Genomic DNA, 12923 nt, shown 5'->3' on the forward strand with positions numbered 1-12923 from the left:
GCCCAAGCAACGGCGAACGCGCCGCGGAGACCCTGATGAGCCAATATGACGTGCTGTGCATCGGCAACGCCATCGTCGACATCATCGCCCAATGCGACGAGGCCTTTCTCGGCGACAACGGCATCATCAAGGGGGCGATGAACCTGATCGACGCCGAGCGCGCCGAGCTGCTCTATGCGCGCATGGGCCCGGCGATCGAAGCCTCGGGCGGCTCGGCCGGCAACACCGCCGCCGGAGTCGCCTCCTTCGGCGGCCGCGCCGCCTATTTCGGCAAGGTCTCGCGCGACAAGCTCGGCGAGATCTTCGCCCACGACATCCGCGCCCAGGGCGTGGCCTTCGACACGAAACCGCTCGACGGTACCCCGCCGACGGCGCGCTCGATGATCTTCGTCACCCCCGACGGCGAGCGCTCGATGAACACCTATCTCGGCGCCTGCGTCGAGCTCGGGCCCGACGACGTCGACGCCGACAGGGTGCGCGCCGCCAAGGTCACCTATTTCGAGGGCTATCTGTGGGACCCGCCGCTGGCCAAGGAAGCGATCCTGCTGGCCGCCGCGCACGCCCGCGCCGCCGGCCGCGAGGTGTCGATGACGCTGTCGGATTCGTTCTGCATCGACCGCTACCGCACAGAGTTCCTCGAGCTGATGCGCTCGGGCACGGTCGACATCGTGTTCGCCAACAGCCACGAGATCAAGTCGCTCTACGAGACCTCGTCCTTCGACGAAGCGCTCGCCCAGATCCGCAAGGACTGCAAGCTCGCCGCCGTGACCCGTTCGGAGAAGGGCTCGGTGATCGTGCGCGGCGACGAGACCGTAGTGATCGAGGCGACCAAGATCCGCGAGCTGGTGGACACCACCGGCGCCGGCGACCTCTACGCCGCCGGCTTCCTGTTCGGCTACACGCAAGGGCGCTCGCTCAAGGATTGCGGCGACCTCGGCTCGCTGGCCGCCGGCCTGGTGATCCAGCAGCTCGGCCCCCGGCCGCGGCAGAATTTGAAGCGCGAAGCCGAGCAGGCGGGGCTGCTCTGATTTCTTCCTTCTCCCCGCTCGCGGGGAGAAGGTGCCCGAAGGGCGGATGAGGGGCGGCGCCGACGTCGCGCCCCTGTCTCCTTTGTCGCCGCTGCCCCTCACCCTGCTTCGCCCGGCAAACCGGGCTTCGCTTCCCTCTCCCCGTAAACGGGGCGAGGGCAAGATCGCGCGCGCCCCCACCCTACGTTGCCCCCCTCTGGCCTGCCGGCCATCTCCCCCTCAGGTGGGGAGATCACGCCTTCATCGCGGCCTCGCACAACCTTCAACATTGGAAATCGGGCGAGGCGGGCGCAGCTGCCAATCTCCCCACCTGAGGGGGAGATGGCCGGCAGGCCAGAGGGGGGCGCGAAGGATCGCAAGCCTCCGCGCTTTGCCGAGTTTCTTCATCGCCACGCTCGCTTTCGCGCCTGGCCATTGTCAAAGAACGCTCCCGTAACAGGGAGAAAAATCCGGGAAGCGGGGCGCGGGGCCGAGCCTGCCGATAGTCTAGTAACGTGGCGCGAACCCGCGCTCCGCCCGGCTGCTTGCCCCGCTCAGTCGCCGCGATGCGTTCGCACCGCCGGCCGCCGCAAGGCCCGGGCTTGGGGGCTCATCACCCAGCGAGGAGAACCGACCTCCCGCCAGCCCGGCACCGGCGCTTCCCCCCGATGCCCGGTGCGCACCGGGGTCCCGTGGAAGATCGCAGGGCCAATGATACGGGAGGTTCTGGAGGGGGTGGAAAAACGGGGTGGGACTTTTTTGCAGATTGCTGACAGATGGTGACACACGACGGAGTGCTGGTGCTTCCCTTTTCAGCCAGCCGTCATGTTCGCGGCCGATTTGCATTGCCCGAAAAAGCCGAGAACCACTTGACTGTTAGGCCCATTTTTACTCAGAAATTACTTGGGGCAGAATCTTACCACCAAAATTGTTGACAATGTTCCCTTTATGTTCCATGCTTGAGGAGCGACATGGGCCAGAAATTTTTCGAAGAACGCAGCGACCAATCCGAGGTCAAGGCTAGAATTGTAGAGAAATACTTCAGTGCGTGGGCCACAGTTGTCATGCCAACCGCTGAGCTCAAGGATGGCAAGATTGCCTACATCGACCTGTATGCAGGTCCTGGCAGATATAGGGATGGGTCCGCTTCCACGCCCTTGCTGGTGCTTGAACGTGCTATCGAAAATCCAAAGTTGGCGAATATGCTAGTCGCCCTTCTGAATGATGCAAGCAAAGACAACACGTCGACTCTGCAAGCAGAAATAGACGCGTTACCTGGAATCGAAAGGCTAAAATTTAAGCCTGACGTAGCATGCGGGGAAGTGGACGAAGATGCTGACAAGTTTTTCATGCAAACGAAACTCATACCTTCATTTTCTTTTGTTGACCCTTTTGGCTACAAAGGACTTTCATTGAAAATAGTGAATGGCGTTATTAAAGATTGGGGATGCGATTGCGTCTTCTTCTTTAATTACAACCGGATCAATGCTGGAATTAACAACCCTGCCGTAACGGGACACATGAATGCCCTGTTTGGGGAAGCTAGAGCGGACGAACTGCGGGTAAAGCTAAAAGGAAAAAATCCCGACCTGAGAGAGGCTCTTATTCTCGAGTCCTTGGCAAATGAGATTAAGAACCTCGGCGGAAAGTATGTACTTCCGTTTACGTTCAAGAACGCAGCGGGAAAAAGAACATCCCATAAATTGATTTTTGTATCGAAGCATTTCAAAGGCTATGACATCATGAAGAACATCATGGCGAAGGAAAGCTCGACACACGATCAGGGTGTGCCGTCGCTAACCTACTCTCCTGCTGATGCTGATATGCCGTTGCTTTTTTCGCTGAGGCGCCCCCTCGAAGCCTTGGAAGGCAGCCTGCTCGCCGATTACGCCGGCCAAGAAGTCACCTTTGATCAGATTTATGAAAAACACAGCGTGGACACGTCATATATCCGACCCAACTATCGCGAAATTCTCGTGAAACTTGAGAATGAAGGAAAGGTCACAGCCCATTCTGTCACAGGCAAACGGAGAGGGCTCACCTATCCAGAGCACGTTAGAATCAAGTTCCAAGGCTGAACGATGGCTACCAATTCGGGCATAGAATGGACTGAAGCGACCTGGAATCCTGTCGCAGGATGCACGATACTGTCGCCCGGATGCACCAATTGCTATGCAATGCGGATGGCGAGCCGCCTTGAAGCGATGGGGCAGCCAAAATACACCGGAATTACGCGTAAATCTGGTGGGCGAGCCAAATGGAATGGCAAACTTAAACTCGACTACGACGCCCTTGCCTTGCCTAGAACTTGGAAGCGCGGTCGTCTCATTTTTGTAAATTCTATGTCAGACCTATTCCACGAAGATGTCCCTCTAGATTTTATTAGCAGCGTATTCGCCGTAATGAAGGACACGCCTCAGCACACCTATCAGGTGCTGACGAAACGCTCAGACAAGCTTCGAGATCTGTCCGCTCGTTTAGAGTGGCCATCCAATGTCTGGATGGGTGTCAGCGTTGAGTCATCTGATTACCTATCTCGCGTAACTGACCTTCGTGCGACGAATGCTGCAATCAAGTTTCTAAGCTTGGAACCTCTTCTTGGCCCGCTGAATGGACTGAATCTCAGCGCGATCGATTGGGTCATCGCTGGTGGAGAAAGCGGACCCGGTGCTCGCCCTATGAACCCGGATTGGGTCAGATCAATTCGGGACCAGTGTGAACGTGAGGGCGTGGCATTCCATTTCAAACAATGGGGCGGAGCCAACAAGAAACGCAATGGACGCGTCCTAGACAACCGCACCTGGGATGAGCTTCCTCAATCCGCCGTAGCTTCAACGCCGCTATAGACCTCACTTGCACCAGCGGCATCCACATGGCTGCTTCGTGCAGGTGCGGACACTTCGCGCTCCTTCGCACCCCCCCTATGTCCTGCCGGGCGTTCGTCGTTTCGAAAAGCCAAGCAATTGGCTTTTCGTTGCCTGCGGCAACCACTCCTCACCCCCCACAAGGGGGGAGATTGGCAGCTTCGGCGTCGCCCTTGGCGCCTAGCCCTCAAGTCCCCGCGTTATAGGCCGCGATCGCCGCCATGTTGACGATGTCGGAGTCCTTGGCGTTGAGCGGGACGATCTGGACCGGCTTGTTGAGGCCGACGAGAAGCGGGCCGATGACGGTGGAGCCGCCGAGTTCCTGCAGCATCTTGGTCGAGATCGCGGCCGAGTGGTAGGCCGGCATGACCAGCACGTTGGCGGCACCGGTGAGGCGGCAGAAGGGGTATTGCTGCTGCATCAGGCGGTGGTTGAGGGCGACGTCGGCCGCCATCTCGCCGTCGTACTCGAAATCGACGCGGCGCTTGTCGAGGATCTTGACCGCCTCCTGGACGCGCTCGGAGCGTTCGCCGGCGGGGTGGCCGAAGGTCGAGTAGGCGAGCATGGCCACGCGCGGCTCGTAGCCCATGCGGCGGGCATAGCCGGCGGCTTCCTCGGCGATGTCGGCGATCTGCTCGGCGTTGGGCATGTCGTGCACGGCGGTGTCGGCGACGATGACCGTGCGGCCGCGGGCGAGCACGATCGACACGCCGATGACGCGGTGGCCGGGCTTGGCGTCGATGACGCGGCGGACGTCGTCCAGCACGGTCGAGTAATTGCGGGTGACGCCGGTGACCACGCCGTCGGCGTCGCCGAGGGCCACCATGCAGGCGGCGAAGTGGTTGCGGTCGTTGTTGATCAGCCGCTGGCAGTCGCGCAGCAGGAAGCCCTTCCGCTGCATGCGCTCGTAGAGATAGTCGGCATAGATTGTGTTGCGGCGCGACAGCCGCGCGTTGATGATCTCGATGCCCGGCTTGTCGAGCTCGATGCCGGCGTGGCGGGCGTTCTCCTTGATGACGTCGTCGCGGCCGAGCAGGATGGCGGTGCCGAGCTTCTGGTTGACGTAGGAGACGGCGGCGCGCATGACCTGCTCCTCCTCGCCCTCGGCGAAGACGATACGCTTGGGCTGGCGCCGGACGCGGTCGGAGATGCGCTGCAGGGTCGACGCGATCGGGTCGCGGCGGGCCGAGAGTTCGTTGGCGTATTTGTCGAGGTCGACGATCGGCCTACGCGCGACGCCCGATTCCATGGCGGCCTTGGCCACTGCGACCGGGATCGCCGAGATCAGGCGCGGGTCGAACGGCACCGGGATGATGTAGTTGGGGCCGAATTTCGGCCGGTTGCCCTGGTAGGCGGCGGCGACGTCGTCGGGCACGTCCTGGCGGGCGAGGTCGGCGAGCGCCTTTGCGGCGGCGACCTTCATGGTGTCGTTGATGGTGGTGGCGCGGACGTCGAGGGCGCCGCGGAAGATGTAGGGGAAGCCGAGCACGTTGTTGACCTGGTTCGGATAGTCCGAACGGCCGGTGGCCATGATGGCGTCGGTGCGGATCTCGGCCACTTCCTCGGGCGTGATCTCCGGGTCGGGATTGGCCATGGCGAAGATGATCGGGTTCTTGGCCATGGACTGGACCATGGCGGGGGTGAGCGCGCCCTTGGCCGAGAGGCCGAAGAAGACGTCGGCGCCATCCATGGCGTCGGCGAGCGAACGCGCCTCGGTCTTGACCGCGTGGGCCGACTTCCACTGGTTCATGCCCTCGGTGCGGCCCTGCCAGACCACGCCCTTGGTGTCGCACAGGGTGACGTTCTCGGGCGTGAAGCCCATGGCCTTGATGAGCTCGATGCAGGCGATGCCGGCGGAACCGGCGCCGTTGCAGACGAGGCGGGTGGTGGCCATGTCGCGGCCGGTGACGGCGAGCGCGTTGATGAGGCCCGCGGCGGCGATGATGGCGGTGCCGTGCTGGTCGTCATGGAAGACGGGGATGTCCATCAGCTCGCGCAGGCGCTGCTCGATGATGAAGCATTCCGGCGCCTTGATGTCTTCGAGGTTGATGCCGCCGAAGGACGGGCCGAGGAAGCGGACGCAGTTGACGAATTCGTCGGCGTCCTCGGTGTCGACCTCGAGGTCGATGGAATCGACGTCGGCGAAGCGCTTGAACAGCACCGACTTGCCTTCCATGACGGGCTTGGAGGCAAGCGCGCCGAGATTGCCGAGGCCGAGGATGGCGGTGCCGTTGGAGATGACGGCGACCATGTTGCCGCGCGTGGTGTAGTCGAAGGCGCGGGAGGCATCCTCGGCGATGGCCTTCACCGGCACGGCGACGCCGGGCGAATAGGCGAGCGACAGGTCGCGCTGGGTTGCCATCGGCTTGGTGGGGCTTATCTCCAGCTTGCCGGGCCGGCCCATGGCGTGGAAGTCGAGCGCCTCCTCGGGACTGACCGAGGGGCCGGTGTTGTCTGATTTCCGGTTCGTTGCCATGGCGAGAATTGTTCCTACCCTTGTATACAATTTCTTTTTGTGTGGAGCGTTCCGGATTAAGGCTACACATCGGCGCTGTAAACCGCCAAGCAGAGGGGTAGGTTTGCTTTTTTTGAAGGGCCGTGCGTGAACGACCGACCGACCATCGCCGCGGACGCTGACTTTGCGGAAGTTCGGGGGGAACCCCGGGCCGAAGCCCAGGTGCATGCGGCGCCGACGCCGATGATGGAGCAGTATATCGAGATCAAGGCGGCGAACCCGGATTCGCTCCTGTTCTACCGCATGGGCGACTTCTACGAGCTGTTCTTCGACGACGCCGAGAAGGCCTCGCGGGCGCTCGGCATCGTGCTCACCAAGCGCGGCAAGCACCTGGGGCAGGACATCCCGATGTGCGGGGTGCCGATCCATGCCGCCGACGACTACCTGCAGAAGCTGATCGGGCTCGGCTACCGGGTGGCGGTGTGCGAGCAGATCGAGGACCCGGCCGAGGCCAAGAAGCGCGGCTCGAAGTCGGTGGTGAAGCGCGACGTGGTGCGGCTGGTGACGCCCGGCACCATCACCGAGGACAAGCTGCTGGCGCCGCAGGAATCGAGCTTCCTGATGGCGCTGGGGCGGGTGAAGGGCACGGGCGAAGCGGCCCTCGCGCTCGCCTGGATCGAGATCTCGACCGGCATCTTCCGCGTCGCCGAGACGACGCCGGAGAGGCTGGCCGCCGACATCTTCCGCATCGACCCGCGCGAGCTGATCGTCGCCGAGCCGGCGTTCCACGACGAGGAGCTCAGGCCGAGCTTCGACCTGGTGGGACGCATCGTCAATCCGCAGCCGCCGAGCCTGTTCGATTCGACCTCGGCGCCGCAGCGCATCGCCCGCTTCTACGACGTCGCGACGCCCGACAGCTTTGGGGCGTTTTCCCGCGCCGAGCTTTCGGCGATCTCGGGCGCCATCGCCTATGTCGAGAAGACGCAGAAGGCCGAGCGGCCGCCGCTGTCGCGGCCCGAGCGCGAGCAGGCGGGGGCGACGCTGTTCATCGACCCGGCGACGCGGGCCAATCTCGAACTGCTGCGCACGCTTTCCGGCGGCCGCGACGGCTCGCTGTTCCGCGCCATCGACCGCACGGCGACCGGCGGCGGCGCGCGACTGCTCGCCGACCGGCTGATGTCGCCACTGACCGATCCGGAGGCGATCGGCGCCAGGCTCGACGCGGTGTCGTTCTTCATGGGCGAGACGCGGCTCAGCGAGGCGCTGCGGCTCAGCCTCAAGGGCGTGGCCGACATGCCGCGGGCGCTGTCGCGGCTGGCGCTGAACCGCGGCGGACCGCGCGACCTTGGCGCCCTGCGCTCGGGATTCTCGGCGGCGCGCACCATTGCCGGGCTGTTTTCAGGGGCGGCGCTGCCCAAGGAGCTGGCGACGGCGATAGCGGCGATAACGGCGCTGCCGGCCGATTTCGCCGACCATATCGACGCCGCCCTTGGCGAAGAACTTCCGCTGCTCAAGCGCGACGGCGGTTTCGTCCGCGCCGGCTACCATGGCGAGCTCGACGAGATGCGGGCGCTGCGCGACCAGTCGCGGCGGGTGATCGCCGGCATGGAGCGCGACCTGATCGAGGAGACGGGCATCCGCTCGCTCAAGATCCGCCACAACAACGTGCTCGGCTACTACATCGAGGTGACGGCGAACCACCAGCAGGTGCTGAACGGCAGCGACGAGGCCAAGGCGCGCTTCATCCACCGCCAGACCATGGCGAGCGCGATGCGTTTCACCACCACCGAGCTCGCCGGCCTCGAGACCAAGATCGCCAACGCCGCCGATAGGGCGCTGACCATCGAACTCGCGGCCTTCGACCAGCTGGTGGGCGAGGCGGTGGCCCACGCCCAGGCGATCCGCGCGGGTGCTGATGCGCTGTCGGTGCTCGACGTGTCGCAGGCCTTGGCGCTGCTTGCCCAGAACGAGGCGTGGTGCCGGCCCGAAGTCGACGCCAGCCTCGCCTTCGACATAACGGGTGGACGCCACCCCGTGGTCGAGCAGTCGCTGCGGCGCGAGGCTGCCGCGCCCTTCGTCGCCAACGACTGCACGCTCTCCCCCGACGGCAACGACAAATGGGGCGCGATCTGGCTGCTCACCGGGCCGAACATGGGCGGCAAGTCGACCTTCCTGCGCCAGAACGCGCTGATCGCCATCCTCGCCCAGATGGGCTCTTTTGTCCCTGCGACCAGCGCCCATATCGGCGTGGTGGACCGGCTGTTCTCCCGCGTCGGCGCCTCCGACGACCTGGCGCGCGGGCGCTCGACCTTCATGGTCGAGATGGTGGAGACGGCCGCCATCCTCAACCAGGCGGGCGAGCGCACGCTGGTCATCCTCGACGAGATCGGCCGCGGCACCGCCACCTTCGACGGCCTGTCGATCGCCTGGGCGGCGGTCGAGTACCTGCACGAGAAGAACCGCTGCCGTGCGATCTTCGCCACCCATTTCCACGAGCTGACGGCCCTTTCGGGCAAGCTCGGCCGCCTGCACAACGTGACCATGCGGGTGAAGGAGTGGGAAGGCGAAGTGGTGTTCCTGCACGAGGTGGGCAAGGGTGCCGCCGACCGCTCCTACGGCGTGCAGGTGGCCCGCCTCGCCGGCCTGCCCGACGCGGTGGTGGCGCGCGCCAAGGAGGTGCTGCACCAGCTCGAGGAAGGCGAGACCTCCGGCAAGGCCAACAAGCTCGTCGACGACCTGCCGCTGTTTTCGGTGGCGATGAAGCGCGAGACGCCCGTCGCCAACGACGCGCTGAGCAAGGCGCTGGACGGGCTCAGCCCCGACGAGATGACGCCGCGCGAGGCACTGGACGCGCTGTACAGGCTTAAGGGGCTGGCGGGGAGGTAGGGGCGGTTTTAGGGGGCGCATTGGAGACGGGTATGCTTCATCCGCCTGGCGTCTCCGACGTCGAACGTGCCGCGGCCTTCTACGACGCGGACCGCTCGGCTATGTCAGGGTCTGGGAAGACCTTTCGCCCAGAGATGTCGACAGGCGGTCGGCTACGGTACGTCAGGCGGCGGCGACAGGCTGGCGATCAAGCAGCATAGCAAGGGCCAGCGCCCACCCGGCCCCGGCTTCCACCTCGCCTTCGTCGCCCCCGACCGGCAGTCCGTCGCGGCGTTCCACACAGCGGCAATCGCGCATGGCGGCAAGGACAATGGCGGCCCAGGCCTGCGGGCGCACTACGGCCCGAACTACTTTGCCGCGTTTGTGGTTGATCCGGATGGGCATCCTATCGAGGCGGTGTTCAACCAAATGACATAGGTGGGGGCGCGGCCGACCCTATACTTGGACGCGACTGCGAGGCTTGACAGCCACCCGATTCAGAATCTCGTCGTAGATCGTCGGATTGTCCTCCATTGTGACTGTGACGGCCAAACCGTAGGGAATGGCGTCATCGAGAGCAGGACCCTGATCTTTCTCTCTTTGGATTTGGAGCGAGATTGAGCTGCCCGCAGCCAGATGCCCGAACGCTTGGCCAGACCACCGACGATGGATCAAGGTTCCAGCCTCGGTTTGCGTCCATGGCGGTTCAATAGCCGGCGCTACGCCAACAGCGCCTTTGATATGATCTGACAGCGGAATAATTCGGAGCTTGGAAGCCCTATAGGACTGATGGCCGGGTCGCGTAGGCGAAACCAGGCAAGTGTTGCCCTAACTGATCGAAGCGCTGCGGTTCCGCGAAAGTCGTTGGGCACAGGCAATCGATACTCAACTGCTGCCTGCGGCAGCAGACGGCCCGCAGCCCACAGCGTTGCCCGATCTGCAGCGCAACTCATCGCGTCTGGTGGCCACACGAACCCGTAACCGAGATGACGAGACACCTCCCTACGCATCTGATCCCAGTTCACCTGAACGGGGAATTTTGTGGCAATGATGAATTCGTCAGAGGCGTTCCAGGTCGCAGGATGGGCAAGAAGGGCTTTTAGTAGCGCGGCTTTCTGCGCATTGGGCAAGGCAGTGAATATGTTACCATACTCACGCTCAAGGACCTCATAGATCACATGGGCCGTATGGGTTGCGTACGCAGCCGAAGCGCTCGACCCAAGTGTCCAAGCACTATAGTCTGGAGCTTGGCCTGGAATGCTTGGTGCAGCGACACGAATACCACCGAAGCGTGTGCCCGCCGCACTGGGGCGTACATTTACGGGCTGAGCGGCGGGAGCCAAGATGAGATGCTCGCGCCCTCCCGGAAACAATACGTCGGGCTTAACTGCGCTCTTGTGTCCATGCCCGAGCGCCGATGAGACGTTCGGCATGTCGCACTCAGGGAACCCAATGTAACGTCCGTTAGGCAACGGTAGCGGATCAAGACTGTCTCGATGCCATGCCCCAACAGACAAGGCGTTCACACTCTCAGCTGGGGCAAGCAAGCGCCTATCCGCTTTCACCGCATCCAGAGCACGAAGTAGCGCCGACTTCCGCACAGCATCGTTCGACACTCGAAAATCGTCTGCGTGCGCGTAGGCGTCAAGCTGCAACGACCTCCCGACATTCCCACTCGAAACAACAAACAGGACACCATATCGAAACGATAGATAGTCAATCGCTCGCGCCCAAGCTGAAACTCGACCGCTGTACTGCTTGTTTGAGTCTCCAAGCGATAGGTTCACAACCACAATCTGATTGTGGCCCTCATCCCGCATGGTCCTGACCGCTTCAACCATCAGGTCGATCACTAGTCGGTCGTCGACGAAACGCTCCCGAGATATTCCACCCATGTCAGGCGCTGGGGCATACATCACCGCTCTGAAATACAGTTTCCTGCCTATCGGCGCGGAAGGGACATTGCGATCTCCATGAACAACAATTGAGGCCATGGCAGTTCCATGGACTCGAGGCCCGACGGCCAAAGCCTCCAGATTATGCGGATCGGAAACGCTCAACCAATTGGCAATCCAAGGGTGCGACTGCAGCGGTACAGCGTCGAAAATCGCCGCAATAGGTTGTTCATTTAGCTCAGCTTGCTCAATAGCGTCTGCCGGCTCACCCTCCCCCGACTCAATGGTGGTGCTTCTGCTCTGGGGCATGATAGACAGCACAGGGTCCAATCCGGCCAAGCTGTTGTCTTGCAGCGCTGCAATGCGAGCTACCTCATCACGGGGAAGATCGACGAGGACCGCATGATAATCGAAGTCTACGTGTCTTGCCTCACTCACAACTTGGCCGCCAGCTACCCTGATGGCGGCTTGGACAGTACTAACGGCCGCCTGAGCGGTCTCGCTCACCCGTCTGAAAACTAGTTCGCATTCCAATCGGATAAGCTCACCGGGTAAGGCTGCTTCGGCAGCATCGCTCAGCAGCGATTGATCGAGAGGTCGAACCCGATCTTTAGGTCCCCATGGGCGGATGTCCCTCAGCCTCAAGAACAGCTGCCTCCACGGAGCGAATCCGTAAGGCAAATCCGCTCCGCGCTGCCAAGCTTGCCAAAGGGAAACGATTTGGCGCAACGCCGCCAGGTTCGGCACCAGCAAATAAACCTGCGGATCCTCATCTAGCTCGTCGGGATCGAGAAGGTCTTCACCGGCGAACGTCAGACCTTGGACTTTGCCGACCGCTTTCACGAAATCTGTCACGGAACCCGTGACCTCAAAAACAAGCAAACGTTCCGGAGCAAGACCGTCGGGCTGACCTTGGACGGGCTGAGGCTGTCCGTCTAGGAAGTCCCGCAGGCGCTGGAACTTCGGCCCCAGCCGCTCGCCCTGTACCGCTGGTTCAATTGTGCGCGACGGCCTAGCGTTGCCGTGACCCGGCTGCCTGACGCTTTCCTCTGGGGTGTCGAGCTTGAGAATCGGCTTTGTTGGATCGGCCTGCACTTGTTGTTTGCCCCACCCGCTCCGACCAGTGCTGTACTTCTTGTCGGACTATTGATTCCAGCGATCTAGATCCGGAAGATAAAATGTGTCTTCGCCTGACAGTCTGGCAGAACTCCACTATCTCCGCAAAGCTCGCCGGTTCAAGTTGTTTGGCCAATGCTTCGGGGGAAATCGACAGTTTTTCTTTCCACGTATCGAGGTGTCTGGCAATCAGTACTGCAGTCTGGCGCCAGTCGGGCTGCGGAACATGCAGCCGCATCTGAAATCTGCGCCAAACCGCGCTATCCAGCAACTCATGGTGGTTCGTAGCAGCTACTGCCACGACGTAGCTTGGAAGCTGGTCAATCTGCATCAAAAGAAAGGATACGACTCGCTTGATTTCGCCTGTTTCGTGCGTATCGCCTCTTTCTTTGCCGACGGCGTCGAACTCATCAAAAAACAGTACGCAGGCGGTCGTCCTGACGTAGTCAAATAGTTTGCGTAGTCTCGTATTCGTTTCCCCTAGATATGATCCGACCAGCGCATCGTATCTGACAGTGAACAGCGGCAGGGCAAGCGCTTCCGCGATCGCCTCCGCAACCGAAGTCTTTCCATTGCCGGGGGGGCCAGAGAGCAGCATTGTATGCCGCGGTTGCACGCCGTGGGACCTTAGAGGCTGTTTGGAAAATCGGATTTGAGGGATTCCCGCCGGGCGTGAAACGTGATTCAGGGCGCGGATGTGGACCGAATCGAGCCGTTGCCG

7 protein-coding genes and 1 pseudogene are annotated in these 12923 nt (G+C 62.2%); 5 read left to right on the forward strand and 3 right to left on the reverse strand.

Annotated elements, in window-relative coordinates; translation table 11 throughout:
* Positions 1-35: 35 nt before the first annotated feature.
* The 3 genes from J2X50_RS23635 (at position 36) to J2X50_RS23645 (ending at position 3853) form a co-directional block, all read left to right on the forward strand.
* Positions 36-1028, forward strand: coding sequence for an adenosine kinase (locus tag J2X50_RS23635; RefSeq protein WP_429098499.1), 993 nt, complete (start codon positions 36-38; stop codon positions 1026-1028).
* 950 nt (positions 1029-1978) lie between these two features.
* Positions 1979-3085 (forward strand): three-Cys-motif partner protein TcmP, encoded by a 1107-nt coding sequence (locus tag J2X50_RS23640; RefSeq protein WP_429098500.1) that lies wholly within the window; start codon positions 1979-1981, stop codon positions 3083-3085.
* Positions 3086-3088: 3 nt separating this feature from the next.
* Positions 3089-3853, forward strand: coding sequence for a DUF5131 family protein (locus J2X50_RS23645; protein ID WP_429098502.1), 765 nt, complete (start codon positions 3089-3091; stop codon positions 3851-3853).
* A 205-nt stretch (positions 3854-4058) separates the two neighbouring features.
* Here J2X50_RS23645 and J2X50_RS23650 read toward each other — a convergent pair whose 3' ends face one another.
* Entirely contained in the window at positions 4059-6347 is a 2289-nt protein-coding gene (locus J2X50_RS23650; protein WP_429098504.1) for an NADP-dependent malic enzyme, read from the reverse strand.
* A 201-nt stretch (positions 6348-6548) separates the two neighbouring features.
* On the opposite strand from J2X50_RS23650, the gene mutS reads away from it, so the two are divergent.
* Together mutS and J2X50_RS23660 are read left to right on the forward strand one after the other, a co-directional pair.
* On the forward strand, positions 6549-9212 hold the full coding sequence (mutS, locus tag J2X50_RS23655) for a DNA mismatch repair protein MutS (protein ID WP_429098512.1): 2664 nt from the start codon (positions 6549-6551) through the stop codon (positions 9210-9212).
* 32 nt (positions 9213-9244) lie between these two features.
* Positions 9245-9629: pseudogene (locus tag J2X50_RS23660) on the forward strand (VOC family protein).
* A gap of 281 nt (positions 9630-9910) precedes the next feature.
* Here the strand turns inward: J2X50_RS23660 and J2X50_RS23665 are convergent.
* Positions 9911-12181, reverse strand: coding sequence for a S8 family peptidase (locus J2X50_RS23665; protein WP_429098506.1), 2271 nt, complete (start codon positions 12179-12181; stop codon positions 9911-9913).
* On the reverse strand, positions 12099-12818 hold the full coding sequence (locus J2X50_RS23670) for an AAA family ATPase (protein ID WP_429098514.1): 720 nt from the start codon (positions 12816-12818) through the stop codon (positions 12099-12101). The genes J2X50_RS23665 and J2X50_RS23670 overlap by 83 nt, the downstream gene beginning before the upstream one ends.
* Positions 12819-12923 lie beyond the last annotated feature (105 nt).

The organism is Aminobacter sp. BE322 (assembly GCF_050433525.1).
Taxonomy (GTDB): Bacteria; Pseudomonadota; Alphaproteobacteria; order Rhizobiales; family Rhizobiaceae; genus Aminobacter.